Source organism: Streptomyces sp. NPDC056128 (assembly GCF_042263835.1).
GTDB lineage: Bacteria > Actinomycetota > Actinomycetes > Streptomycetales > Streptomycetaceae > Streptomyces.
Map to the genome: position 1 here is coordinate 155,559 of NZ_JBHJVQ010000005.1, position 25,147 is coordinate 180,705.

A 25,147-nucleotide genomic window follows, 5' to 3' on the forward strand; every position below is an offset into this window, starting at 1 on the left:
CGGCGGGCAGGAAATGGCCGAAACGCCGACACCGCCGAACGGCGTGAGTAGTCCGGCGGGGCATCCCGGGTCGCCCCCTCCTAAGCGGGATCCGGTTCGGCCTGCAGCAGCACTTCCAGCTCTGTCTCCGCGTGGCCGACCACGCCCGTCAGAGCTTCATGGTGATGGCCGGACAGGACGCCGGATCCCAGTCCGGCCGCGGCGATCACCGCGTGGGGCGCATCGGTCGCTACGTCGTCCAGAGCGGATGCAACGACGGGGTGGTGCAGTGCGTCTCGTGCGGCGTAGGCGTCGAGTTGAGCTACTTCGGCGATGGTTTCGGGCAGTGTGCTCGCGTACGGACCGTCGGGGTCCAGTTCGAGGTCGGTCAGACCCGAACGGGTCTGGAACACGGCGGTCGACGGATCGGGAGCGGCGAGGAGCGCGGCGTCTGCGTCCCAGCCGGGGAGGGGCCGGCGGCGACGAATGCCTGGACCTCAGGTCTCATCTGGGAATGATCGACTGCTGTGGGCGACCTGAGCAAGGTGCGTTGGCCGAGGTCAGGCGGCAGCTGTCTCGGTCGCCGAGGCCGGTGAGGGGAAGCGGGTAGTTCGTCGAAGCGTTCGTCGTGCTGGAGGCAGTGGTAGGGCTGTCCGATCATGCGGTTGAAGAGGTTGCGCTGCGCGGCGGCGTGCCAGTCTGCGTGGTTGGTGCGGCGTCGCCAGTCGTGGGCTTTGGCGCCGGGTGAGGCGGTGATCGCGGAGAAGGCCCAGAGGTATCCGGCGTGGTTGAGGCGGTCGTTCTTCACCCAGCGTCGGGTGATGCTGGACTTCCTGCCGGAAGCCCCTGTGATGGGCGAGGCACGAACAGCATCCCTTCTCTGATGCACGCGCTGGCAGGCGCCTCCATTCGCGAGAGTGCGAGGACAGAGTGGTTCCGATGAACGCTCGCCGAGCGATGAGTTCCGGCGTTGCCAGAAGTCCTATGGGTGAACGTCAACAGTCAGAAGGGACCCACGATGCCTGCGAGCACCGAACAGCAGCGCAAGGTCATTGCCGACGCCGTCGTCTCGATGGACGGGTACACCAGTACCGGCCCCGAGGACGACATGAACTGGGCGATGGAGCACATCACCAGCGAGCAGAGCGAGATCATGTACGAGGGAATCTGGCGCGGGGTGAGTACAGCGGTCGTCGGCCGCGTCAACTGGGAGGGCTTCACCTCCGTATGGCCCGGCCTGACCAGCGACCCGGCCAGTCCGGCCCGGACTCGCGATCTGGGTAAGTGGCTCGCCAACGTCGACAAGTTGGTCATCTCCAGGACCCTGCAGCAATCCGACCTGGACAAGACGGAATGGGCCAACGCCCGAGTCTCCCGGGACCTCGAAGCCGAGGTACGTTCTCTCAAGGCCGCGCCGGGCCGCGACATTCTCGTCCTGAACAGCGCCAGCATCATCAAGGCGCTGCTCAAGGCCGACCTGATCGACGAACTCTCCCTGACCGTGCTCCCGACGACCCTCGGCGGAGGAGTACGCCTGCTGCCTGACGGCCTCTCGTCGAAATGGCGGCTTTCCCACGCCACCACCATCCCCGGGACAGGCGCCGTCGCCCTGTGCTACCGCCGCCCCTGAGGGGCTGTTGCGAAGTGCAGCAGTGAGTCTGCATGAAGGCCGGTGTTGGCGGAGTTGGTCGATGTTGTGATCACAATCGGTAGTGCGTTGACGTGGTGGCACGCGTGCATCAGTGCGGGGCGGTTTCTGGCGGCTTGCCCGCGTAGGCGCGCTCGGCCCAGACGATGGTGATCTCGGGGTGCATGAGGCGGAGGCGGAGGCGGAAGAGGAGGACCTCCCTTGGGTCGTAGCCGCGTGAAGCCTTCCCGACGGTCGAGGCGGCCCCAGAGCGGCCGGCCGTAACGCTGAAGCCACGCGGGAGGCGCTGTTGACCTGCGGGGAAGCGCTGCCCATGGCACTCGCGGACGCACGTTGTCCGGCTGCGGCGTGGTACACCTCCGGATCGGTCGGGCAGGGCTGACGTTCACTCTGGTCAGGACGGCGACCTCTTCACGGCATGGTGCCCGGGTGTGCCACACCCAGGCAGTACGCGTCCTGGTTGGCAGCGGCTGACCTGCCCAGACTCGGGGGCGAATCCGCCGTCGACGGACCAAGCGGTCCCCGCACGGCAGCCGGCGTCAACCGATCAAGGACCATCTTCATGGCAGGACAACGACTCGACGGCAAGGTCGCACTGATCACTGGTGCGTCCGGCGGCCTCGGCACCGCGACCGCCGAACTCTTCGCCCGCGAAGGCGCCCGGACAGTGATCACCGATGTCGCCGAAGGTCCCCTGCGGGCTCTGGCCGACCGGATCGAGGCACGTGGCGCGGAGGTCGTCGCCGCCCGCCTCGACGTCTCCTCCGCACGGGAGTGGGACGAAGTGATCGCTCTCGTACGCGACCGGTTCGGAACGCTGGACGTACTCGTGAACCTCGCCGGCATCGTGGACTGGCCGGGGATCGAGGAAACGCGGGAAGAGGCGTGGGACCGCGTCATCGACGTGAACCAGAAAGGCACGTGGCTCGGCATGAAGGCGGCGATGCCGCTCTTGCGTGCGAGCGGCAACGCGTCGGTGGTCAATACGTCGTCGGTGCTCGGCCTGGTGGGAAGCGGCGCGGCTGCGGCCTACCAGGCGTCCAAGGGTGCGGTGCGCCTGCTGAGCAAGACCGCTGCGGTCGAGTACGCCCGACAAGGGGTGCGGATCAACTCGGTGCATCCCGGGGTGATCGCCACACCTATGATTCAGCACCTCCTGGACGAGCAGGGTGACCAGCAGCCGGACATCCAACGCACCCCCATGCGCCGAGCCGGCCGCGCCGACGAGGTCGCCCCCGCGATCCTCTTCCTCGCCAGTGACGACTCCTCGTTCGTCACAGGCTCGGAGCTGGTGGTCGACGGCGGGCTCACCGCGTACTGAGCGCCCGGCCGCCCCGCGACGTCCACAACGCCTTGGCGTGAGGGCAACGCCCCGTAGGGTCTCGACTCGCCCGGAACGCGGTTTGCCGATCGCGGTGATCGGGTGGAGAAAAGACGGACTCCTTCGACGAAACCGGCGAGGCACTCCACGCACGGAGAGAATGGCCGGGGCGGCTCGGTCGTGTGCCGAGTCTCCCTGTTCTGCGATCTTGATCGAGGAGTTCAGATGCGCACATGCAAGCGGCTGCTGGTCGCCCTGTTCGTGACCACCGCGGCCTGCGTCACCCTCACCTCTCAGGCCACGGCGGCCTCCCATGCAGCAGCCGACAGCGGAGCGGTCGCTGTCATGTGCGGCGGCGGCTGCCCTCAGTAGCCGGTCGGCGGTCGGTGAGTCGTCACGTCAGGCGGCGTGTGACTTGCGCTGGTGTCGCCTGGTAAGGGCCCGCTGCAAGGTACGTACCGATAGGTGCAGTTGCGCTGCGATCGCGGCCGGCGACAACTCGGCGTGGGTGAGCCGGGCATCGGCCAAGTCCCTGGCCGCCTGCGCCAGCGCGGGGCGAAGGTGGGCTCGCGGTCGTCGAAGTGGTCGAGGACCAGCCCCTTGGCGAGTTCGTGCGGGGCGTTGCGGGACGCGTGCGCCCCCGCCGGGCCGAGGTCACTCACGGTCCGCTGCACCACGCTGGTGTGCCATGAGGATCCGCGCCGCGGGCGAGGTGGCCCGACCGGTGCGCGGTCCCGGCGACCAGGGGCCGCAGAGCGTCGCCGGGAAGGATGAAGATGCGGGTGCCGATCACGGGCGTGGTGTGGAAGTGATCCTCCGTCACGACGCAGTGCATGAAGTAGGTGCCGGCCGAGACGTACGCGTCACCGCCCTGATCGTGCGGGTCGGTCCCGCAGAACCACCGCGCCACGCAGTCCGACGTACAGCGTGATCTGATCGTGCTCGTACGTTCCGACTGCCCGGGTACTCACGGACGAGGATGCCCACAGCTCGTTGACGGCGGTGTCCTCGATCGTCACCGAGCGCATCGTTCCCTGGAAGGCGCCGACCGTGGAAGCGCCGAATTCCGGCAGCGGGTACCGGTCTCCCATTCGGTCGTTCCGGGTGTCGATGAACGGCTCCCACGTTCCCCGCCCGGTGCCGGTCGAGTCGGTGTCGACCGTGAACGTGCCCGCCTTGCTCGCCGGGCCGAGAAACGCGGTCTGGGCGTCATGTGTCCTCCGCCCGAGGTCGCCCGGCGGGTGCCGCTGGCCGAGCTGCCGGCCCTGCACGCCGACGCCGCCGCGGGCGCCCTGCCCAGCGGCAAGACCGTCGTCACGCCCGGCACCTGACGCCCACCTGGTGCCGGTTGGACCGGGGTCCAAAGAGCATCGGTCCGACTCTGATCGACGCACGGTACGTAATCGATTGCGCATTGATTCGTGTCTAGCGTCCTCAAGACACGTGACACCAAAAGTGCAGGTCAGATGCACTACTGCGGTCTACCGCCGCATCTCGATCCGATCACGAGCAGACTGCGAGATCGATCTACTTCGCCAAACCCATTGACTTCCAGCAACGCATACGGTCTTGTTTGCGCACCGCTTCGTCGGAGCGGACCTCGGCGCAAGGAGCGACCTCATGGCGATGCGTGATCGCACTTCCCTGGCCAGACGCTGCATGCTCGGCGGCGTGGCCTTGACCCTCACCGCGGTGACAGCCTGCGGCGGAGGTGGCGACGAGACCGGCGGCGCGGCAGGCGGGGGCTGCGAGCCCGCCTCGGGCAAGGTCACACTGGACTACTGGTCCTGGGTCCCCGGCATGCAGAAGGCCGTCGACCTGTGGAACAAAGAGAACCCGGACATACAGGTCGAGCTCAAGACGACGCCCGCGGGCAACGCCGGGACCTACCAGAACCTTTCCAACGCCCTCAAGGCGGGCAAGGCCCCGGACCTCGGCCAGATCGAGTACGACTCCCTCGCGAGCTTCCGGCTGAAGGAGGGGCTGCGTGACATCTCGTCATGTGCCGGGGTGAGCGAAGCCGGGGGGAAGTTCGTCGACTGGACTTGGTCCCAGGTGGAGTTCGGCGCCGACGGCAAGGACGGCGTGTGGGCGGTTCCCCAGGACACCGGCCCGATGGCGCTCTTCTACCGCAAGGACGTCTACGACAAACTCGGGCTCAAGCCGCCCACGACCTGGGACGAGTACGCGGAGCAGGCCCGCACGATCAAGAGCGCGGGCAAGTACATCACGCACTTCTCGCAGACCGACCCCAACTGGTTCACCGGCCTGCTGTGGCAGAACAAGGCCACCATGTTCGAGCGGGACGGCGACGCGTGGAAGGTCACCGTCGACCGGCCCGAAAGCCGTCAGGTCGCCGACTACTGGCAGAAGCTGATCGACGACAAGCTCGTCGCCACCGACCTCCAGGGTTTCTCCCCGGCGCTGTACAAGGCATGGAACACCGGGGAAGTCGTCACCTGGGTGAGCGCCGCCTGGGGCTACAGTACGATCCGCGACAACGCCAAGTCCACGGACGGCAAATGGGCCGTGGCGCCGATGCCGCAGTGGAACGAGGGCGACCAGCAGGCCGGAAACTGGGGCGGATCCACGACCGCGGTCACCAGCAAGACCGAACACCCCGCCGAGGCCGCGAAGTTCGCCCTCTGGCTGAACACCGACCGCGAGGCACTGGAGCTCCTCAACCGGGAAGGCGGGCTCTACCCCGCGGCGAAGAGCGGCCTCGAACTGCCCGCTCTCCAGCAGCCGGTCGACTTCTACGGCAAGCAGAAGATATTCGACGTCTTCCAGCAGGCGTCCTCGAACGTGGACACCGCGTTCACGTGGGGGCCGACGATGACCGACACCTACCGCTACCTCAGTGATGGCACGGCGAGCGTCGTCGCGGGCAAGAGCACGCTGGGCGACGTGCTGAAGGAGACCGGTTCGCAGAGCGCGGATTCCCTGCGCAAGCAGTCGCTCGATGTTTCCGGCGGCTGACCAGTCCTCTCCTGCCCTGCCGCCCGTGCGGCAGGGCACAGCACCGCAAAGGCTGCCCGTGACAACCACCAACGCCCCGGCGCCGGCGCGCCGCCGTCCACGCCGCTCCCTCGCCCCTTACGCCTTCCTCACTCCCTTCCTCATCCCCTTCGTCCTGTTCACCCTGGTGCCGGTCGGCTACGCGTTCTGGCAGAGCCTGCACAGGACCGAGCGCACCGGCGGCACCTTCGGGCGCACGCAGACGGTGTTCGCCGGCTTCGATCAGTACGCCCAGGTCGTCAAGGAGCCCTACTTCACCGAGAGCGTGCTGCGAGTCGCCGGCTTCGCACTCGTCCAGATCCCCGTCATGCTGCTGCTGGCCCTGGTGCTGGCCCTGCTGCTGGATTCGGGTGTGGCACGCGCCAAGCGGTTCTTCCGGCTCGTCTACTTCGTTCCCTACGGCATCCCCGGCGTCGTCGCCGCGATCATGTGGGCCTTCCTGTACGACCCGCGGCTGTCACCCGTCGTGGACCTGCTGGAGTCCGCGGGAGCGCACGTCGACCTCCTCGGTCCCGACGCCATCCTCTGGTCCATAGGCAACGTCGTGACGTGGACGTACACCGGCTACAACATGCTGATCCTCTACGCCGCCCTGCAGGCCGTCCCGGCCGACATCGGGGAGGCGGCGCGGGTGGACGGTGCGAGCGGCTGGACCATCGCCCTGCGCATCAAGATCCCCATCATCCGGCCCGCTCTCGTCCTGACCGGGGTGTTCTCCATCATCGGCAGTTTCCAGCTCTTCACCGAGCCACAGGTCTTCCGTGCCATCTCGACCAGCGTGACGAGCACCTACACCCCGAACCTCGCCGCGTTCTCCCTGGCCTCCGGTGACAGCTACAGCGAGGCGGCGGCCCTGTCGGTCATCCTCGCCGTGGTGACCTTCGTGCTGTCGTTCGCGTTCCTGCGCTTCACCTCCAGGAGGCAGGGATGAGCATCCTGACCCGCACCGAAGGGGCCCACTCGACATCCGGTGCGGCCGGACGCCGGCCCCGCACCAGTGCGTCGGGTGTGGCCGCCGGCGCCTTCATGATCCTGGTCGCCTGCTACATGCTGCTGCCGGTCTACTGGCTGCTCGTGTCGTCGACCAAGAGCCAGGGCGACCTCGTCTCCACTCCCGGCCTGCTGCCGGCCGAGTGGCACTTCGGCGACAACCTCGCCGCTCTCTTCGAGCAGCAGGACGGCGTCTTCGCCCGGTGGCTGCTCAACAGCCTCCTGTACGCGGGCCTGGGCGCGGCCGTCGCCACCCTGCTCGCGGCGGCGGCCGGATACGCGCTGGCCAAGTACACCTTCCGCGGACGCGAGGCGATCTTCTCCGTCGTCCTCGGCGGCGTTCTCGTACCGGCCACCGCCCTCGCTCTGCCGCTGTTCCTGCTCTTCGCCGAGGTGGACGCCACCAACTCGTTCTGGTCGGTCTTCCTTCCCAGCGTCGTCAGCCCGTTCGGCGTGTACCTCTCCCGCATCTTCGCCGCCGCGTCCGTGCCGGACGAGGTGATGGAGGCCGCCCGCATGGACGGCGCGAGCGAGTTCCGCATCTTCCGCACCATCGCGCTGCGGCTGATGGCACCGGCGCTGGTGACGATCTTCCTCTTCCAGTTCGTGGTCATCTGGAACAACTTCCTGCTGCCCCTGATCATGCTGCAGGACGAACACCTCTACCCGGTCACCCTCGGCCTGTTCACCTGGCAGTCGCAGACCAGCCGCCTGCCCGACCTGCAAACCCTCACCATCGTGGGCGCCCTGGTCTCCGTGGTGCCCATCGTGCTGACCTTCCTCCTCCTGCAGCGCTACTGGCGCGCCGGACTCGCCGCTGGAGCCGTGAAATCGTGAACCACCCCCTCACCGACCTGACCCGCACCCTGGGCGGCGTCGCCTACGGCGGCGACTACAACCCGGAGCAGTGGCCGCGCGAGGTGTGGCAGGAGGACGTACGCCTCATGCGGGAGGCGGGCGTCAACCTCGTCACCGTCGGAGTCTTCTCCTGGTCCCGTATCCAGCAGAGGCCGGGCACGTACGACTGGAGCCTGCTGGACGAGACCCTCGACCTCCTGCACGAACACGGCATCATGGCCGACCTCGCCACACCCACGGCCGCCCCGCCGCCCTGGTTCGCCCGCCAACACCCCGACGCCCTGCCGGTCACCGCCGCGGGCACCCGGTTGGCCCACGGCAGCCGGCAGGCCTTCTGCCCCAGCAGCCCCGCCTACGCCCAGGCCGCCGACGCCGTCGTCACGGCACTGGCGAACCGATACGGCAACCACCCCGCCCTCGCCATGTGGCACGTCCACAACGAGTGGGGCAACCACAATGCCCTGTGCTACTGCGACACCAGCGCGCACGCCTTCCGCGCCTGGCTGCTGGAGCGGTACAAAACCCTCGACGCGGTCAACGACGCCTGGGGCACCGACTTCTGGAGCCAGCGCTACGGCGACTGGGACGAGATCGACCCACCCCGGGACACCACGGCCTTCCGCAACCCCGGCCTGGAACTCGACTACCGCCGCTTCTCCTCCGACGCGCTGCTCGCCCGCCACGTCGCCGAGACCGCCCTGCTGCGCCGGATCTCCCCGAACGTACCGATCACCACCAACGTGATGGGCACGCTGGAGAAGAAGGTCGACGGATTCGCCTTCGCGGCCGAGTGCGATCTGGTCTCGGTCGACCACTACCTTCCGGCCGACGACCCGGACGGCCACATCGACCTCGCGCTCAACGCCGACCTCGCCCGCGGAATGGCCGGTGGACGGCCCTGGCTGCTGATGGAGCACTCGACCTCCGCCGTCAACTGGCAGCAGGTCAACGTGGCCAAACGCCCGGGCGAGACGCGCCGCAACAGCCTGACGCACCTCGCACGGGGCGCGGACGGGCTGATGTTCTTCCAGTGGCGTCAGTCCCGCGCCGGCGCCGAGAAGTGGCATTCGGCGATGCTTCCCCATGCCGGTACCGAGGGCCGCGTCTGGAAGGAGGTCAAAGCGCTCGGAGCAGAGCTGGCCTCGCTCGGCGAGGTGACGGGCAGTCGCGTCCGCGGCGAGGTGGCGATGCTCTTCGACTGGCACACCTGGTGGGCGCTGGAACTGCAGGCCCGCCCGTCCGACCGCATGCGCTACCTGGACGCGGTCCGTGACTGGTACGAAGCGCTCTGGACGCTGAACATCACCTGCGACCTCGTTCCGCCCGGCGCCGACCTGAGCGGCTACCGCGCCGTGGTCGCACCCAGCCTCTACCTCCTGGCCGACAGCGACGCCGACAACCTGTCGCGCTACGTGGACCAGGGCGGGCATCTCGCCGTCGGCTGCTTCAGCGGCGTCGTCGACGAGTACGACCGTGTACGGCTCGGCGGACACCCCGGCGCGCTGCGCGACGTGCTCGGCCTCGTCGTGGACGAGTACCTGCCGTTGCGGGCCGCCGATCACGCTCTGCTCGAAGACGGGGCCCTCGTGGGGCGCTGGGTGGAGCGCGTCGAACCGCGCGGCTGCACCACGGTGCTGCGCTTCGCCGACACCTCCGACGGTGGCCCGGCCCGCGGCGGCCCCGCCGCCACCCGGCACACCTTCGGCCGCGGCACCGGCTGGTACACCGCAGGTCGTCTCCCCGTACCGACCCTGCGCGAGCTGCTTCGCACCGTGTGCCAGGACGCCGGAGTGACGCCCGTCGTCGAGGGCGCGCCGCCGGGTCTGGAGGCGGTGCGCCGGTACGGAGTACGACACACCTACCTCTTCTTGATCAACCACACCCAGGACACGATCGGCGTCCCGGTCGCCGGTACGGGGGTCGGCGGCGCCGACGTGAGCGGCGGCCGGGCGCTGGTGTCCCCGGGAGGCGTGGTGATCGTGCGCGAGGACATGCCGTGACGGCGCCGCAGACCGTTCCGACCGCCTCGCCCGCCCCGGTTCCGCGCGCCGTGGAGATGGACGCGGCGAGCGGCACCGTGCTGCTGCGTACCGCCCACAGCGTCTACGTCCTGAGAGTGGACCGCCCCACGGGATCGGTGCGCCACGTTCACTGGGGAGCCCCGCTGCCCCTCACCGACGCGGTCGTACTGCCGCTGTGGGCCGAGCACGACAACAGCTTCGCCGGGCGCTGGGACGGGGTGGAGGAGTTTCCGGTCGACGGCGGCGCCCGCTTCGGTGTGCCCGCCCTGGAGGTCCGCTTCGCCGACGGTTCCAGCCCCCTGGAGCCGACGGTTGAGGACATCGTCCTGCTCCGGGACGACCACGTGGTGATTCACCTCCGCGACCGGTCGCGGCCGCTCTCCTGGCAGCTGCACTACCAAGTCCCCGCGGGCGGTGACGTACTGGAGCGATGGACGGAGTTCGAGCACACCGGTACCGACGCCGACGGCGACATCATGCTGCTCAGGTATGCCTCCGCCCACTGGCCGCTGCCGCAGCGGCCGGGCTGGCGGATCGGCTCGGTGCACGGCGGCTGGTCCGCCGAGGGACGCCTCGAACGGTCGGGACTGCCCGTGGGCGAGACGACCCTGGGCAGCCGGCGCGGTCACACCGGCCACCACGCCAACCCGTGGGCCACACTCGACGCCGGGGACGCGGACGAGGAACACGGGGAGGTGTGGACCGTCGCGCTCGCCGCGAGCGGCAGTTGGCGGCTCACCGCACAGCGCACCCCCGCCGGGCGCACCGGTGTGGTGGCGGGTAGGGGCACGAGGGCACCGAGCTGCGGCTCGCTCCGGGCGACAGCCACCGCACAGCGGTCACCCTCGCCCTGTACACCGCGCACGGCTTCGGTGGTGCGAGCCGGTCCTTCCACCGCTACCTGCGTGAGCACGTCCTGCCGCGTCCGCGGGAGCTGCGGCCGGTGCTCTACAACTCCTGGGAGGCCACCTCCTTCGAGGTGAGCGAGGACAACCAGCTGGCCCTCGCGCGGCGTGCCGCGGCTCTGGGCGCGGAACTGTTCGTACTCGACGACGGCTGGTTCCGTGGCCGTGACGACGACCGGGCCGGACTCGGCGACTGGACCCCGCACCCCCGGCGCTTCCCCCGCGGGCTGCGCCCGCTCGCCGACGAGGTGCACCGGCTCGGCATGGCCTTCGGCCTGTGGGTGGAGCCCGAGATGGTCAACGCCGACAGCGACCTCCACCGGCGGCACCCCGACTGGGTCGTCCATCTGCCCGGCCGCACCGCCACCGAGCTGCGCAACCAGCTAGTCCTGGACTTCTCCCGGCCCGACGTCACCGAGTGGGCTCTCGGTTGGCTGCGCGCGGTCGTGGCCGAGAACTCCGTCGATTTCCTCAAGTGGGACTTCAACCGTTCGTTCACCGAAGCCGCCTCGCGCGCCGCGGGCGCGGACGCCAGACGCGTCCACGTGGACCATGCCCGCGGGCTGTACCGGGTTCTGGACCGGCTGCGGGCGGACTTTCCGCACCTGCGGATCGAAGCCTGCGCGGGCGGCGGCGGCCGCGTCGACCCGGGCATTCTCGCTCGTACGGACCAGGTCTGGGCCTCCGACAACACCGACGCGGTCGACCGCCTCACCATCCAGCACGGCTTCAGCCAGCTCTATCCGGCCGGTGTCATGTCGGCCTGGGTCACCGACAGCCCCAACCCCCTGACCGGCCGCCTGGTGCCCATGCGCTTCCGTGTGCACAGCGCCATGGCGGGCGTCCTCGGCATCGGAGGGGACCTGACGCGCTGGACGGACGACGAGCTGGCCGAGGCCGCGGAGCTGATCCGGGTCTACAAGGACATCCGTCCGGTCGTCCAGCGAGGCGCACAGTACCGTCTCCTCGCTCCGGGCCACGGGCCACTCGCGGCGGTGCAGTACCTCGGGGAGAACGCGGACCGCGTGGTGGTCCTCGTGTGGAGACCCGGCGCCGCCTTCGGGCCCGCGCAGCCTCCCCTGCGGCTGCGCGGGCTGGCCGCCGGTGCCACGTACCGGGACGAGGACACCGGCCGGGAATGGTCGGGAGCCACACTCACCGGCTTCGGCCTGCCACTGCCCGATCTGCCGCCCGGCGACTGCGCCAGTGCGCTCGTCCGCCTGCGCCTGGTGTGAGGGCGTCGCACCGAGAGCGCTTTCCGCGTGGTCGGGAGCCTGAAGTAGGCTGTCCGGCGAAGGGAGCGTGCGCAGTGCAAGGACGGGTCACCATGGCCGATGTCGCGCGAGCGGCCGGCGTCTCCGCCGCCACGGTTTCCTACGTCCTCTCCGGCAAGCGGCCCGTCGCCCCGGAGACACGGGCCGCGGTGGAAGCCGCCATCGACGAACTGTCCTTCACCCTCAACACCACGGCACGCAGCCTGCGGACCGGCCGGTCGAGCCTGGTGGCGCTCATCGTTCCGGACATCGCCAACCCGTTCTTCGCCCAGCTCGCGGGCACTCTGCAAGAGGCCCTGCGCAGCCTGGGGCTGCACGTGGTCGTGTGCAGTACCCGGGCGCGCCGGGACGAGGAGCGGGCCCTGCTGGCGGAAGCGGTGCAGCAGCGTTTCGCCGGCGTGATCATCACGCCGTTCAGGCTGAAACCCGAGGACTTCACACCCGCCGTCGACGCCGGCATGCCCGTGGTCGTCAGCGCGGACGTCTCCTTCGGCCCGATCGACCTCGTGACCCCCGACGGGCGGGCGGCGACGCGGCACGCCTTGCAGAGCGTCACCGCCGCCCGACGGCGGCGCATCGCGATGATCGCCGGCCCGAGGGATGCCACGGGCGGCGACCCCCGGCTGGAGCATCTGCGCGCCCTCGCCCCGCAGTTCGGCCTGTCACTGCCGCACGCACTGGTGATCAGAGGTGAACACACCCGGGAAGCGGGAGCGGTCGGCTTCGGCGAACTCATGAACCGCCGCTATCCCCCCGACGCCGTCTTCTGCGGCAATGACGTCCTGGCCGTCGGTGCCATGGACAAGGCCCACGAACTCGGCATCGGCATCCCCGGGGACGTGGCCCTGATCGGCCACGACGACGCCTCCTTCGCCTCCCTGGTACGTCCCCGGCTGACCACCATCCGCTACCCGGCACCCGAGGTCGCCCGGGCGGCCGCCCGGCTGCTCACGGAGCGCCTGGACGGACGTACGACGCACAGGACGGTGCACGTCGACGCGGAGTTCGTCGCACGCGCCACCGTCTGAGGCGCCCCGGCGCGCGCCGCGACCGCACCGCGCGAGCAGTCACCCGGCGACGCTCTCGAGCAGGAGTTGTGAGCCCGCCGTGATGAGCCCCGGAACGTAGAACTCCAGAGCCACGGTCCGTTCCTGGCCCGCCGCGAGGACGTACCTTCCGATGAGGTCCCTGGGGACCGTGGGCCGCACATAGACGGTCTGTGTCCGACGCGGACCGCCATCCTCGCGCACGGCCACGGCGCCGTTCCAGGTGTTCCCCGGGACGTCCTGGGTTCCGGTCACGTTGGACCCGAAGGTGAGGTCCACGGTGCGCGCCGTCGAGCCGGTGTTGCGCAGCGCGAGGTCGATGTCGTAGCGGGCCCCGTAATTGCCCCAGCTGCGCTGGGACGAGTCGGTCAGGGCCGCTGTCGCCGGTGCTGTCTGGTCGAGCGTGGCCACCTGCCGCTGGGTGGTGTTGACCGCCAGCCCGAGATGGGAACCGGGCGGCCCCGCCTCGATCGTCACGCGGCCCGTCCGCCACTGCGAGCCCGCGTAGACGCCGGATTCCCGGCCGTACGTCGTCGCGGTCTGCGAGGCGATGTTGCCCCGGGCCCAGGCGGAGTCGGTCTGGGACAGGTTGATCGCGGTCGTCGCGCTGCCGTCCGTGGTGACCACCGTGTACACGTACACTCCGCCGCTCGCGGTGATCTCGAAGCGTCCGTCCAGGATGGTGCCCGTCATGGGGATGCGCGCCGCCTGCACCGCGCGCCCTGCGGCCACCGACGTGGTGCCGAGGTAGGTGCGCGTCGCACCGGTCAGCCAGTCCAGCGAGGTCGCGTGGCAGGGGCCGGTGCCGGCTCGGGAGGCGGGATCCTGGACCAGTGGCTTGTCCGCGTTGGTCCAGGCGGCACCGCGCATGGAGACGGTCACGGGAGATGCCTGCGGGTTTGATATCAGGACGTGCAGATAAGCCTGACCACCTGTGTCGTTCTGGTGGTAGAGGTACAGCGGGAAGGTGCCGGACAAGGGGCGTGCCCGACCGCCGCGAGCCGCGCCGGCGCGCGAGTGCTGGGTGAGCCAGCCCGCGCCGGTCACCGTCTCGGGGTTGTTGGACACGACCATTTCCGGCCCGGTCATGGCACCGGGGAGCGGAAGCAGCGCCTCACGCGGGACGGTCGGTCCGGGTGCCGCGGGCGTGCCCGGACGCCACTGACCGGCGCCGATCACGGTCTCCGACGCGGTGACCTGTCGGCGAGCGGCGGCGGCCCGGGTGGCGGGCAGCAGCATGCCGGTCACGGACGCGGCGGCGAAACCGATCGCCGCGCGGCGGGGGAGTTCAGCGGCCATGTGTGCGTACCTTCTTCCTTCCGGAGGGGGAGCTCTTCGGGCGCGTGTGTCAGCTGTCGATGCCGTGCAGCCGGCGCAGGGCCATCCGCAGGTCACGGGTCACCGTGTCGCGAAAGCCCGCGTGGGCGCCGTCGGGCCAGGCGTCCGCTCCTCGTAGCGCCGCCGTCAGCTGCCGCACCGCTGCCGTTCCGGCCTGCTCCGACGGGCTGCGCAGCAGGGCCGCGGCCGCGGCGACGCGGGCCCGCACCGGCGCGGCCTCACGGGTGCTGACGCAGCGGCCGGTCGCGTCCTTGATGTGACCTGCCAGGTACTCGGCCAGTACACGGCTCGCGCCCCGCGGGTCAGAGTGCGGCACCTTGGCCGGCACACGGTGGGCGCCGTCGCTGAGCGCCGCGGCCTGGACGTCGGTCAGCTGGTTGTAGGCGAACAGCGCGGTGCCGTCCGAGTCAGCGTCGTTCACCGCCCGGAGCTGGTCGCCCATGAGCGCGGCCGACGAGCCGTGGAAGGGGCCGTAGGTGGCCGTGTACAGCGGGACCTCGCCCACGCGGTCGCGCATGACGGCGGTGTCGTGGGCGACCGAGTCGGTGGAGGTGCCGAACGACATGCCGGTGAGGAAGTCCATGTAGCCGGCGTCGACCCACGCTCCCCAGTTCTGGAACTTCTTCGCCAGGCCGTCGACCGGATCGGCGAACACGGCCGCCGACAGCGCGATGTCCGGCTTCGTCCGCTGCTGAAGGCCGCGGATCCGCTCGACGAACGTCGTCACGTTCCGCTCCCGCCACGCGTTCCACACCGGCCACAGCTCGTCCTGCCGGGTCAGGTCGTACGGGTCCGCGCCGTGCTCTGCCTCGAACGCCGTGCGGCTGGCGTCGCTGTAGGAGAAGCCGGCGTCGTAGGGGAGGGAGACCGGGTAGCGGATGTAGTCGAGGTGGAGGCCGTCGACGGCGTAGTCCGTCATCAGTTCCTCGAAGACCGACGCGACGTAGTCACGCGCCGCCGGGATCGCGGGATCGACGAAGTAGTAGCCCTTCTCCTGCGAAGAGGGCCGCGGGCCGTCCGCGCCGACGTCCTCGCGTTCCACCGCGGCCCAGTCCGGGTGCGCCGCCAGCACCGGCCCGGGGCCGGGCTCGGCCGCCGACTCGGCGCCGACGAAGAAGGTGTGGGTCCATGCGTGCAGCTCCATGCCGCGGCGGTGTGCTTCCGCCACCCACACCTTCAGCGGGTCGAAGCCCTTCATGCCGGGGCGCTGGTCCGCGATGCCCGCGGCCCGGGCGGCCTTGGACGGGTAGATGGTGTATCCCTGCCACACGGTTTCCAGGAAGACGATGTTGAAGCCGCTGTCCCGCATCCGATCGAGCGTGGCGCGGATGGCTTCGGGGGATGTCTCCGTGGGGCGGACCCACACCCCGCGGCCCTCGACCGGCCGGGACTCCCGGGTCTGGTCGGCGGCCTCGCGGGCGAGGGTGAGGGCGGTTCGCGCAGCCTCGACGGCCTCGTCCTCCCGTCCGGCATCGGCATGTTGGCGCGCCTCGTCCGCCAGCGCGTCGGCCCGGCCGAGTGCGCTGGTCACGGCCGGTTCGGGGAAGTCGGTGCACGCGGCGCGAGCCGCCACCAGGCGGGCCCGCGCGTCGTCGGCCGTGACCTCGGCGGCGATCACGTGGGTGAGCGCGTCCACCTCTGTCGTCAGCCTCTTGCCCTCCAGGGTGACGCGCGCCCCGACGACAGCGTTGTCGCCCAGCCATTGGGCCGCGGTGCCGTGTCCCGAGAGGACCAGGCCGTCCGAGGGAATCGCGCTGTTGTTGCCGCCCACCGAGGTGACGCGGCCCTGGACGACCACCACTTCGCTGCCGTACTGGTTCGTGCCGGTGGTCGGTCTGCCGTAGGCGGGCGTGTAGGCGAGGAGCTGGTCCGCGCCCCGACAGCCGGGAAAACAGTCGCCGTTGGAGTCGAGGCCGCCCGGGTTGGTGGCGGGGGTGGGGTCGACGGCGTCGACCTGCCTGGTCGCAGGCACCGGTTCGCCTTCGGCGAGGCCGGACGACGGGGCCGCGGGGACCGCCGCGGTGGCTTGAGCGGGCAGGGCGGCGGGTGACAGGGCCAGCACGGCCGACAACGCCGCGGCAGGCAGAAGGGAACGGGCAAAAGGACGACTTCGGTTCATCGAGAGCCCTTCGAGGGAGGGGCGGACGCTGGAACTATCGAGAAGAGGTCCGTACAAGTCAATGGACAAGTCGGAAAGTTGAGCCAGTTCTTTCCCGGGCATTGACAAGCTCAAGCGCTCCGACGAACACTCTGGTCGTCAAGTGGTACGAACCACTTCCCACTTCGCCGGACCCCGTCCGCTCATCCGTCAGTGCTTAGGAGCACCATGTCCGCCAGCAGAGGTCTGCGCCTTGCCTCCCTCGCGCTCGTCACCCTCACCTTCACCACCGCCTGCGGCCTCGGCGGCGGTGAGACCTCTGGCACCGGCCAGGACGCCGCGAACGGAGAGGTGAAGGGGAAGATCACGTTCCAGACGCTCCAGTTGAAGCCCGTCTTCACGGACTACATCGAAGGCGTCATCGCCGACTTCGAGAAGAAGCACCCCGGCACCGACGTGAAGTGGGTGGACATCCCCTTCCAGGGGGCCCAGGAGAAGATCACCGCGGACGCGGCCGCCGGTGCGCTGCCCGACGTGGTCAACCTCAATCCGCAGTTCGCCCAGGCGCTCCAGACCAAGGGCGTGTTCCTGGACATGGACCAGGCGGCGGGGGACGTCAAGGGCGACTACGTCCCGGGGGCGTGGAACTCCTTCACCGTGGCGGGCGAGAGCGGTGCGTACGGCCTGCCGTGGTACCTCACCTCCGAGGTCACCATGTACAACAAGGGGCTGTTCGAGAAGGCCGGGCTGGACCCGGCGAAGCCGCCGGCCACCTTCGACGACCTGCTCGCCGCGGGGAAGAAGATCTCCGCCGCGGGCGACGGCGACTTCTACGGCATCCACCCGGCGCTGGAGAACCGGTTCATCACGGACCTGGCCAAGCAGGGCGTCCCCGTCATCGACAAGGACGGCAGCACCTGGACCTTCAACACCCCCGAGGCCGAGGCGTACCTCCAGAAGCTGATCGACGCCTACCAGGGCGGCGTCTACCCCAAGGACTCCCTCACCCAGGACCACACCAAGGAGACCGAGGCCTACCAGGCCGGCCGCATCGGGCTCTTCCCCTCGGGCCCCAACTTCCTGAAGATCATCCAGGACAACGCGAAGAAGATCGCCGACCAGACCGGGGTGGGCCCGCAGATCACCGGCGCGGACGGCGTCACCAACATGTCGGTCATGGGACTGCTCGTCCCCAAGGCGAGCGACAACAGCGCGACCGCCCTGGCGTTCGCGAAGTTCATGACCAACGCGGAGAACCAGCTCGGCTTCAGCAAGCTCGTCACCGTCCTGCCGAGCACCACCGCCTCGCTGAAGGACCCCTACTTCACCGACACCTCGGACGGCAGCGTCGAGGCCAAGGCCCGTGCCATCTCCGCCCGGCAGATAGCCAAGGCCGAGAACCTGGTCCCGGTCCAGTACGACGAGCGGGTCACCAAGGCGGTCGTGGGCAAGGTCGAACTCGCCCTCAAGGGCGACCTGACCGCCCGTGAGGCCTTGGACCAGGCCGTCGAGGCCGCGAACGCCATCACCGCGAAGTAGCCGGCACACCGTGCGGATCCGCCCCCCTGCGGCGGGTCCCCACCCCGCTCGAACCGAACGTATGGAGTGATCCCGTGACCGGCCGCCGCTGGTACGTCCCCTGGCTCTTCCTCGCTCCGGCGCTGCTGTTCGCCGTGGTGTTCTTCCTCGCCCCCTTCGGCAACACCCTCGTGCTGTCGTTCACCGACGCCAGCACCCTCGGCGGCGGCACGTTCACGGGCTTCGCCAACTACGAGCGCCTCCTGGGCGACGACGCCTTCTGGCTCTCCCTGCGCAACACCGCGCTGTACATCGTGGGTGTCGTCCCCGCGCTCGTGGTCCTGCCCCTGCTCCTGGCCGTGCTGGTGCAGCGGAGGATCGCCGGCATCGGCTTCTTCCGGGCCCTGTTCTACTCCCCGGTCGTCGCCTCCATGGTCGTCGCCGGACTGCTGTGGTCCTGGCTGCTGTCGAGCGACGGACTCGTGAACGCCGTACTGCGCGGCACCGGCGTCCTCGACGCGCCGCTGCCGTTCCTCACGGACGCGGATCTGCTGCTCGTCAGCGCCATGGTGATGACCGTCTGGAAGGGCCTCGGCTACTACATGGTCGTCTACCTCGCGGCCCTGGCCAACGTGCCCCGCTCGCTGCTGGAAGCGGCCGAGGTCGACGGGGCGGGGCCGGTACGGCGCTTCCTCAGCGTCACCGTCCCCGTCATCCGCCCCACGATGGTGCTGGTGGGGACACTCGCCGCCATCGCGGCGGGCAAGGTCTTCGCCGAGATCTACACACTGAGCGACGGCAGCGGCGGCCCCGGCGGCGAGGCCCGCACCCTGGTCTTCACCATTCGCGAGACGGGCCTCGGACTCGGCGGCGAGGCCGGCTACGCCTCCGCCATGAGCGTCTTCCTCTTCCTGGCCACCCTCGGCCTCTCCGTCTTCGTCACCCGCCTGAACACCCGGGAGGACCGGGCATGACCAGCAGCCTGCTCGACCGACCCCGTACCTCGCGCGAGCGGCCCGCGGTGAGCCCACCCGGTCCCGCCCGCCGCAGGCGGCTGCGTTCCACCGCCGGACTCGCGCTTCGCTACCTGCTGCTCCTGCTCGTCACCGTCATCACCGTCGGCCCCTTCCTGTGGCAGCTGTCCACCTCGCTCAAGGGCGCGGGCGAGAACGTCTACGGCTACCCGCCCCAACTGCTGCCCAAGAACCCGACCGTCGACCACTACGCCGGGGTGCTCGACACCGTCCCGGTGCTCAGGTACGCCACCAACTCCCTCGTCGTCGCCGTGAGCTGCGCCGCCACCAACTGCCTCTTCGGCTCGATGGCCGGATTCGCCCTCGCCCGCATGCGCTTCGGCGGCCGGCGGATCGCCTTCGGCATCTTCCTGGCCACCATGATCATCCCCTTCGAGGCGATCATGGTCTCCGAGTTCCTGATCGTCCGCTCGCTCAGGCTCAACGACACGCTCATCGGCGTCATGATCCCCCTTGCCGTCAGCGGACTCTCCGTCCTGCTGCTGCGCAACGCCTTCCGGGCCCTGCCGCACGAGATCGAGGAGGCGGCGATCCTGGACGGCGCGGGGGAGTGGCAGCGCTTCTGGCGCGTGGCCCTGCCTTCCGTGCGGGGCACGCTGGCCGTGGTCGCCATCTTCAGCTTCGTCTTCGCCTGGGACGACTTCCTGTGGCCCCTGATCGTCCTGTCCGATCCGTCCAACTACACCCTCACCGTCGGCATCCAGTACCTCTCCGGCACCTTCACGAACGACCAGCGGGTGATCGCCGCCGGAACGATGATGGCCGTGGTGCCGCTTCTTGCGCTCTTCTTCGCGCTGCAGCGGTACTTCTTCCGTGGAGTCGGCGAAGGCGGGATCAAGGGATGAACGACAGCGAGACGACGACGCACGGGGCCACCGCGCCCTCGACGCGGCGGACCGCCAAGCACGAGACGTTGCACGCGGCGCTCGGCGAGATGATCGACGGCGGTCTCACGGCGCATCAGCTCCTGCCCAGCGAGAGGGAGTTGATGCTCCGCTTCGACGTGAGCCGGATGACCGTGCGCCGGGCGGTCGAGCGCCTGGCACAGGAGGGCCGTGTCTACCGGGTGCAGGGCGCGGGGACGTACGTCGCCGAAAGGCCGACCATCTCCAAGTCGCTCACGCTGACGTCGTTCTCCGAGGACATCCGGGCACGTGGCATGGTCCCCGACAGCAGACTGATCGGACTCGCCGTGGTACCGGCCGATCTGCCGTGCGCCCGCGACCTGCACGTGGCGCCGGGCTCGGACGTCGTACATCTCGAGCGGCTGCGGACGGCCGACGGGGAACCGATGTGCCTGGAGAACGTCTGGCTCCCGCCGAACCTCGTCCCCGGCCTGGTCGAGGAGGGTGACCCGGAGTCGTTGTACTGGCGGCTGGAGAAGGCCGGCGCCGCGCCGCAGACCGCCAAACAGACCATCAGGGCCACGGTCCTCACCCAGGCGCAGGCGGAACTGCTCGCCGTACCGCCGCACTTCCCCGCTCTGGAGGTCGAGCGGGTGACCAGGGACGTGCGCGGCAGGGCCGTCGAACGGGCCGTCAGCCTCTACCGGGCAGACCGTTACGACTTCAAGCTAGCCATCAGCAGGGAGCCGACGTGACCCAGTGGACGCTGGCGGTCGACATAGGCGGCACCAGTATCAGCGCGGGAGTGGTGGATCCCGGGCAACGGGTCCGAGCCCGGCGTCGCATCCCCACGTCCGCCGAGGACGGGGCCCAGCAGGTCCTCGACCGGGCGCTGCGCCTCGTGCGGGAGATACGGGACGAGGCCACGCGGACCGGTCTGCCGGCGCCGACCGCCCTGGGCATCGGCACGGCCGGCGTCGTCGACGGCGCGGGACGCACGGTGACCCACGCCACCAGCGCCCTCCCGGGCTGGGCCGGCACGCCGGTCTCCAGGCTCGCCGAGGACCGGCTCGGCCTGCCGGTCGCTCTCCTCGGCGACGTCCAGGCGTTCCTGGTCGGCGAGACGACATCCGTCGGCGCCGCCGCGCACGCCTCCTCGGCGCTCGGCGTCATGGCCGGCACCGGCATCGGCGGCGCCCTCCGCGTCAACGGCGCGCTCGTCCGCGGAGAGCGGGGAGCCGCCGGGCACCTGGGACACGTGCCCGTACCGCAGGCGGCCGGCCTCACCTGTCCGTGCGGCGCCGAGGGACACGTGGAAGCACTGGCCTCCGGACCGGCGATGACGGCCCACCTCGCCACCGAACTGCCCGGGGCCCGCATCGAGAGCCTGCGCGACGTGTCCCGACTGGCCCATGACGGAGAACCCGCGGCCAGACGCGTCCTGTCCCTGGGCGGCGCGGCGCTCGGCACCGCGCTCGCCGGTGTCGTCGCCACGACCGACCCGTACTGCGTCGTGATCTCCGGCGGAGTCCTGTCCTCCGGCCCCTGGTACCTGGACGCCCTGCGCGGCGCTCTGGCCGGGCAGACCCTGCCCGCGTTGGCGGACGTCCCGGTCCGCACCTCCTTGCTCGGCGCGGACGCGGTGCTCGTCGGAGCGGCCGAGACCGCACGCGCCCCGGCCACCGCGAGGTGATCGCGGACCCGCCCCACCCGCATACCCGTACCCGCCGCGACGACCGCTCCCGGCCACCCCGGCAGACCCGGCCAACCCTGGCAGACCCGGCCACCCCGGCAGACCCGGCCACCCCCGGCAGATCCCACCGCACCGAAAGACCCGAAAGACTCCGATGACGGACGACGACACCCTCCCCACCATCGCGCTGATCCCCCTGGACGAACGCCCGGCCTGCGCCGCGCTGCCCGCGGCCGTCGCACGGGTCGCCGGCGTGCGCGCCGTCCTGCCCCCGGCCGCGATCCTTCCCCAGGGCCGTACGCCGGGAGACGCGGACGAGACGAGCCGCTGGCTGGCCGAGTCGGCCCGGACGTCGTTCGCCGCCGTCGTCTCCCTGGAAACCCTCGGCCACGGAGGACTGATCGCCTCGCGGACGCGCGGCACCACCGTCGCCGAAGTGACCGCCCGCTGGAACGGACTGCGCGGCATCGCGCGGGCGGGTGTGCCCGTCCACGCCGTCACCCTCGTGACCCGCACCCCCGACTCCGCCGACGCGACCGAGGAACCGGACTACTGGGATCCGCACGGTCCCGCGCTGCACCGATGGTCCGCCCGACTGCACCAGGGCGCCGGACAGGAGGTCCGGGCCCCCGACAGCGTCCCCGAGGCCGTCCGGGCCGACTTCCTCCGACGCCGCCTGCGGAACCACGCGCTCAACCTCGCCGCCCTGGAGCTGCTGACCGACGGCACCCTCGAATCCCTGGTCATCGGTGCCGACGACACCGCCCCTCACGCCCTGGCCACCGCCGAACTGACCTGGCTCGGCCAGTGGACCGGATGGCTCGACGGCGGGCACCGCACCGCCATACGTCCCGGGGCGGACGAAGCGTGCACCACACTGGTCGCACGCTGCGTGACACGGCACCTCGGAGGCCCGCCGCCCCGCGTGGCGCTCGAGGCCCTCACCGCGGAGGGCCTGGCCCGCACCGCGCCCTACGAGAACGTCAGCGTCGCCGAGACCGCCCACGGCCAGATCAGCACCTGTGGCGCACGCCTTGCCGCCCCCGACGAGACGGCCGACATCCACCTGCTCGTCCACACCCCGGACGACGCCGGTGACTGGGCGATCGCCCCGCCGGTCGCCCGCGAGGAGGACCATGCGGCCCGGGATCGCGCCGAAGCGCTCGCCGACCGCGTCGCGTGTCTCCTGGCGGACGGCCGGACGGTGGCCGTGGCCGACTGCGCCCAGCCCAACGGTGCCGACCCACTGCTCGTCCACTCGCTGGCCTCGCGCGGCGTACTGGAGCAGCTGACCGGCTACGCGGCCTGGAACACGGCCGGCAACACGCTGGGCACGGCGGTCGCCCACGCCGTCACCGCGGTCACCGCCCGGCGCGCGGGCACCTTCGACGAACAAGCCCACCAGCGGCTGCTCCTGCACCGTCTGCTGGAGGACTGGGCGTACATGAGCCGCGTCCGCGCCGCCCTGCGCATCCGGTGCGGCAGCGATCCGGCCCGGCACGACCACGTGCCGGACGGTGACGCCCTCATCGCCTTCGCGGAGGGGCTGCTGCGGGACTGCCGGGCCGAACTGCCCGCTTTCGGCGGCCTCGACATCACCCCCGGGTCGGTTCGCCTGCCCTGGCAGCGGACCTTCGAGGTCGACTTCGCGCTCTCGTACGGCCCCGCCGACCGCACCGCCGAGGAGGACTGATGGACACCCGAGCCGAGCGACACACCGACCGGAGCAGCGGGCCACGGGCGCCGGACGCGTCGCTGAGCGCGGACATCGCCGTGATCGGAGGCGGCCTCGGCGCGGTGGCCGCCGCGCTCGCCGCCGCCCGCGCCGGTCGCGGCGTCGTCCTGGCCGCTCCGCTCAGCCGGCTCGGCGGCCAGGCGACCACCCAGCTCGTGCCCGCCCTGGACGAGTACCCCCAGGTCGAGAGCGGCGGGATCTCCGCCACCTACCGGGCGTTCCGCGACGCGATCCGCGCCCAGTACGACGGACGCGCCAATCCGGGCGGCGGCTGGGTCAGCCGCCTGTGCTTCGAACCCGTGGCCGCCGAGCGGGCCATTGACGAGCTGCTCGCCCCGCACATCGCCACCGGCCGCCTGACGGTGCTGCGTTCCCTGACCCCTCGCGCCGCCCGCCGCATCGGGCAACGCGTCGAGACACTGACGCTCGCCGGGCCGCACGGCTCCGTCGAGATCGGCGCCGACGTCTTCCTCGACGCGACCGACGACGGCGCACTGCTGCCCCTCACCGGCACCTCCTGGATCGCCGGGTCCGAGGGGAGCGACGCGTTCGGCGAGTCCCTCGCCCTGCCCGGCGCGCCGCAGCCGGAAGCCGTCCAGTCCTGCACGGTCGGGTTCGTCGTCGACCACCGCCCGGACGCCGGTGACCGCCCGGGTCCGGCCCCGCAGGGCTACGCAGGGTGGAAGAAGGCCCAGCCCTTCACGCTGGAGATAGCCGGCTGGGACGACCGCGCGCACCGGTACCGCATGTTCACCGAGGGCCCCGACGGCCATCCGCCGTTCTGGAGCTACCGGCGCCTGCGTGAGGGCGCGGTGCTGGGCGGCGACGACATCGCGCTGATCAACTGGGCGGGCAACGACTACGCCGACCGCTCCTGCCTCGCCGACCCGGCGGCCGCCTACCGGGGTGCCAAACGGCTCTCGGCGGCGTTCCTGCACTGGCTCCGCACCGAGTGCCCGCGCGACGGCGGCACCGGCACCGGCTACCCGGGTCTGCGCCTGCGTCCCGACATCGCCGGTACTCCGGACGGCTACGCGCAGGAGGCGTACCTGCGTGAGTCGCGGCGGCTGCGGTCGGCGGCCCCGGTGTGCCAGCAGGACCTGGAGCCCGTGCCGGGTGCCGCCCGGGCGGTCAACGCCCCCGATTCCGGCGGCCTCGCCAGCTATCACATGGACCTGCACGCCCGAGTCGGTCACCCGACGAGTGCCTACGCCCCCACCGCACCCTTCCAGATCCCGCTCTCCGCCCTCGTGGGCGAGGACACGGTGAATCTGCTGGCCGCCGCGAAGAACCTGGCCGCCACCCAGGTCGCCGCCTCCGCCTACCGCGTGCACCACGGTGAGTGGGCGGTGGGCGAGGCGGCCGGCACGCTGGCCGCCGCGAGTGTGGAACGGTCCCGTCTCCCCGGCGCCCTCCTGCGCGACCGGCGCGAGCTGACCCGGCTGCAACTGCGCCTCGTCCGCAGCGGTGTCCCGCTCGCCTGGCTTCTCGACGTCGCCCCTGAGCACCCGTACGGCCCGCAGGCGCACCTGCTCGCGGCGGCCGGTGCCCTCGCCGGGCCGCGCGGTGCCGAACTGGCCGTACGCCCCGAGGACGAGGCGTCGGAGGTGGAGCTGCGGTCCATGGCCGCCGCGGCCGCCCGACTCCTGGGCGCGCGCCGCCTGCCCGAGGCCGCACTGCCCGACGCGGGTGCCTCCTGGGGGCACGCGGCCGCCCGCTTCGGCGACCTCGTCCTGGCCGGCCTCGACCCGGGCCCACCACGGGCGACATCCACCGCACAGGCCGCAACGGCGGCCGGGGCGACCACCCCGGCCGACAAGGAGTGA

General features: G+C 70.8%; 21 protein-coding genes and 2 pseudogenes. 18 read left to right on the top strand and 5 right to left on the bottom strand.

What is annotated here, in order from left to right; translation table 11 throughout:
- Window positions 1–80: 80 nt before the first annotated feature.
- Window positions 81–392, bottom strand: a complete 312-nt coding sequence (locus ACFC1X_RS13755; RefSeq protein WP_376352542.1) for a hypothetical protein — start codon at window positions 390–392, stop codon at window positions 81–83.
- A gap of 147 nt (window positions 393–539) precedes the next feature.
- A pseudogene (locus ACFC1X_RS13760) lies at window positions 540–841 on the bottom strand (IS110 family transposase); the annotation flags it as partial.
- A gap of 156 nt (window positions 842–997) precedes the next feature.
- Here ACFC1X_RS13760 and ACFC1X_RS13765 point away from each other — a divergent pair.
- The 3 genes from ACFC1X_RS13765 (at window position 998) to ACFC1X_RS13775 (ending at window position 3,320) form a co-directional block, all read left to right on the top strand.
- Complete coding sequence (locus ACFC1X_RS13765) at window positions 998–1,609, top strand: dihydrofolate reductase family protein (RefSeq protein ID WP_376352544.1); 612 nt, start codon at window positions 998–1,000, stop codon at window positions 1,607–1,609.
- 580 nt (window positions 1,610–2,189) lie between these two features.
- Window positions 2,190–2,948 (top strand): SDR family NAD(P)-dependent oxidoreductase, encoded by a 759-nt coding sequence (locus ACFC1X_RS13770; RefSeq protein WP_376352546.1) that lies wholly within the window; start codon window positions 2,190–2,192, stop codon window positions 2,946–2,948.
- 225 nt (window positions 2,949–3,173) lie between these two features.
- Complete coding sequence (locus ACFC1X_RS13775) at window positions 3,174–3,320, top strand: hypothetical protein (RefSeq protein ID WP_376352549.1); 147 nt, start codon at window positions 3,174–3,176, stop codon at window positions 3,318–3,320.
- Window positions 3,321–3,606: 286 nt separating this feature from the next.
- Here the strand turns inward: ACFC1X_RS13775 and ACFC1X_RS13780 are convergent, their stop codons facing one another.
- Entirely contained in the window at window positions 3,607–3,858 is a 252-nt protein-coding gene (locus ACFC1X_RS13780; RefSeq protein ID WP_376352552.1) for a hypothetical protein, read from the bottom strand.
- A 710-nt stretch (window positions 3,859–4,568) separates the two neighbouring features.
- Between ACFC1X_RS13780 and ACFC1X_RS13785 the strand changes: the two genes are divergently transcribed.
- From ACFC1X_RS13785 to ACFC1X_RS13820, 8 genes and pseudogenes are all read left to right on the top strand, one after another.
- A complete protein-coding gene (locus ACFC1X_RS13785; RefSeq protein WP_376352555.1) occupies window positions 4,569–5,927 on the top strand; it encodes an ABC transporter substrate-binding protein in 1,359 nt (452 codons plus the stop codon).
- Between the two features lie 58 nt (window positions 5,928–5,985).
- Window positions 5,986–6,897 carry a carbohydrate ABC transporter permease gene (locus tag ACFC1X_RS13790; RefSeq protein ID WP_376352557.1) on the top strand — a complete coding sequence of 304 codons (912 nt, stop codon included), beginning with the start codon at window positions 5,986–5,988 and terminating at the stop codon, window positions 6,895–6,897.
- Complete coding sequence (locus ACFC1X_RS13795) at window positions 6,894–7,793, top strand: carbohydrate ABC transporter permease (protein ID WP_376352560.1); 900 nt, start codon at window positions 6,894–6,896, stop codon at window positions 7,791–7,793. Before ACFC1X_RS13790 ends, ACFC1X_RS13795 begins: the two co-directional genes overlap by 4 nt.
- Entirely contained in the window at window positions 7,790–9,814 is a 2,025-nt protein-coding gene (locus ACFC1X_RS13800; protein ID WP_376352562.1) for a beta-galactosidase, read from the top strand. Before ACFC1X_RS13795 ends, ACFC1X_RS13800 begins: the two co-directional genes overlap by 4 nt.
- Window positions 9,815–9,870: 56 nt before the next feature.
- Window positions 9,871–10,818 carry a glycoside hydrolase family 36 N-terminal domain-containing protein gene (locus ACFC1X_RS13805; protein WP_376353061.1) on the top strand — a complete coding sequence of 316 codons (948 nt, stop codon included), beginning with the start codon at window positions 9,871–9,873 and terminating at the stop codon, window positions 10,816–10,818.
- Window positions 10,722–11,630: pseudogene (locus tag ACFC1X_RS13810) on the top strand (alpha-galactosidase); the annotation flags it as partial. The gene ACFC1X_RS13805 and the pseudogene ACFC1X_RS13810, both read left to right, overlap by 97 nt.
- A gap of 147 nt (window positions 11,631–11,777) precedes the next feature.
- A complete protein-coding gene (locus tag ACFC1X_RS13815) occupies window positions 11,778–11,975 on the top strand; it encodes a GH36 C-terminal domain-containing protein (protein WP_376353064.1) in 198 nt (65 codons plus the stop codon).
- A gap of 92 nt (window positions 11,976–12,067) precedes the next feature.
- On the top strand, window positions 12,068–13,042 hold the full coding sequence (locus ACFC1X_RS13820; protein ID WP_376352565.1) for a LacI family DNA-binding transcriptional regulator: 975 nt from the start codon (window positions 12,068–12,070) through the stop codon (window positions 13,040–13,042).
- A gap of 39 nt (window positions 13,043–13,081) precedes the next feature.
- Here the strand turns inward: ACFC1X_RS13820 and ACFC1X_RS13825 are convergent, their stop codons facing one another.
- Window positions 13,082–14,359, bottom strand: a complete 1,278-nt coding sequence (locus ACFC1X_RS13825) for a DUF3370 family protein (RefSeq protein ID WP_376352568.1) — start codon at window positions 14,357–14,359, stop codon at window positions 13,082–13,084.
- Window positions 14,360–14,408: 49 nt separating this feature from the next.
- Complete coding sequence (locus ACFC1X_RS13830) at window positions 14,409–16,370, bottom strand: glycoside hydrolase family 10 protein (protein WP_376352571.1); 1,962 nt, start codon at window positions 16,368–16,370, stop codon at window positions 14,409–14,411.
- A gap of 354 nt (window positions 16,371–16,724) precedes the next feature.
- Between ACFC1X_RS13830 and ACFC1X_RS13835 the strand changes: the two genes are divergently transcribed.
- The 7 genes from ACFC1X_RS13835 to ACFC1X_RS13865 all read left to right on the top strand — a co-directional run bounded on the left by ACFC1X_RS13835 (window position 16,725) and on the right by ACFC1X_RS13865 (window position 25,147).
- Window positions 16,725–18,035, top strand: coding sequence for an ABC transporter substrate-binding protein (locus ACFC1X_RS13835; RefSeq protein ID WP_376352574.1), 1,311 nt, complete (start codon window positions 16,725–16,727; stop codon window positions 18,033–18,035).
- A 74-nt stretch (window positions 18,036–18,109) separates the two neighbouring features.
- Window positions 18,110–18,988, top strand: coding sequence for a carbohydrate ABC transporter permease (locus ACFC1X_RS13840; RefSeq protein ID WP_376352577.1), 879 nt, complete (start codon window positions 18,110–18,112; stop codon window positions 18,986–18,988).
- Window positions 18,985–19,893: a carbohydrate ABC transporter permease gene (locus ACFC1X_RS13845; protein ID WP_376352579.1), complete on the top strand. Its 909-nt coding sequence runs from the start codon at window positions 18,985–18,987 to the stop codon at window positions 19,891–19,893. Before ACFC1X_RS13840 ends, ACFC1X_RS13845 begins: the two co-directional genes overlap by 4 nt.
- On the top strand, window positions 19,890–20,648 hold the full coding sequence (locus tag ACFC1X_RS13850) for a GntR family transcriptional regulator (RefSeq protein ID WP_376352582.1): 759 nt from the start codon (window positions 19,890–19,892) through the stop codon (window positions 20,646–20,648). The genes ACFC1X_RS13845 and ACFC1X_RS13850 overlap by 4 nt, the downstream gene beginning before the upstream one ends.
- Window positions 20,645–21,586 (top strand): ROK family protein, encoded by a 942-nt coding sequence (locus tag ACFC1X_RS13855; RefSeq protein ID WP_376352583.1) that lies wholly within the window; start codon window positions 20,645–20,647, stop codon window positions 21,584–21,586. The genes ACFC1X_RS13850 and ACFC1X_RS13855 overlap by 4 nt, the downstream gene beginning before the upstream one ends.
- A gap of 154 nt (window positions 21,587–21,740) precedes the next feature.
- Window positions 21,741–23,279, top strand: coding sequence for a DUF4127 family protein (locus tag ACFC1X_RS13860; RefSeq protein ID WP_376352585.1), 1,539 nt, complete (start codon window positions 21,741–21,743; stop codon window positions 23,277–23,279).
- On the top strand, window positions 23,279–25,147 hold the full coding sequence (locus ACFC1X_RS13865) for an FAD-dependent oxidoreductase (protein ID WP_376352588.1): 1,869 nt from the start codon (window positions 23,279–23,281) through the stop codon (window positions 25,145–25,147). The genes ACFC1X_RS13860 and ACFC1X_RS13865 overlap by 1 nt, the downstream gene beginning before the upstream one ends.

Coding starts and splice junctions, on each gene's coding strand:
- ACFC1X_RS13765 (WP_376352544.1), top strand. CDS start 998: ATGCCTGCGAGCACCGAACAGCAGCGCAAGGTCATTGCCGACGCCGTC.
- ACFC1X_RS13770 (WP_376352546.1), top strand. CDS start 2,190: ATGGCAGGACAACGACTCGACGGCAAGGTCGCACTGATCACTGGTGCG.
- ACFC1X_RS13775 (WP_376352549.1), top strand. CDS start 3,174: ATGCGCACATGCAAGCGGCTGCTGGTCGCCCTGTTCGTGACCACCGCG.
- ACFC1X_RS13785 (WP_376352555.1), top strand. CDS start 4,569: ATGGCGATGCGTGATCGCACTTCCCTGGCCAGACGCTGCATGCTCGGC.
- ACFC1X_RS13795 (WP_376352560.1), top strand. CDS start 6,894: ATGAGCATCCTGACCCGCACCGAAGGGGCCCACTCGACATCCGGTGCG.
- ACFC1X_RS13805 (WP_376353061.1), top strand. CDS start 9,871: ATGGACGCGGCGAGCGGCACCGTGCTGCTGCGTACCGCCCACAGCGTC.
- ACFC1X_RS13820 (WP_376352565.1), top strand. CDS start 12,068: ATGGCCGATGTCGCGCGAGCGGCCGGCGTCTCCGCCGCCACGGTTTCC.
- ACFC1X_RS13825 (WP_376352568.1), bottom strand. CDS start 14,359: ATGGCCGCTGAACTCCCCCGCCGCGCGGCGATCGGTTTCGCCGCCGCG.
- ACFC1X_RS13835 (WP_376352574.1), top strand. CDS start 16,725: ATGTCCGCCAGCAGAGGTCTGCGCCTTGCCTCCCTCGCGCTCGTCACC.
- ACFC1X_RS13845 (WP_376352579.1), top strand. CDS start 18,985: ATGACCAGCAGCCTGCTCGACCGACCCCGTACCTCGCGCGAGCGGCCC.
- ACFC1X_RS13850 (WP_376352582.1), top strand. CDS start 19,890: ATGAACGACAGCGAGACGACGACGCACGGGGCCACCGCGCCCTCGACG.
- ACFC1X_RS13860 (WP_376352585.1), top strand. CDS start 21,741: ATGACGGACGACGACACCCTCCCCACCATCGCGCTGATCCCCCTGGAC.
- ACFC1X_RS13865 (WP_376352588.1), top strand. CDS start 23,279: ATGGACACCCGAGCCGAGCGACACACCGACCGGAGCAGCGGGCCACGG.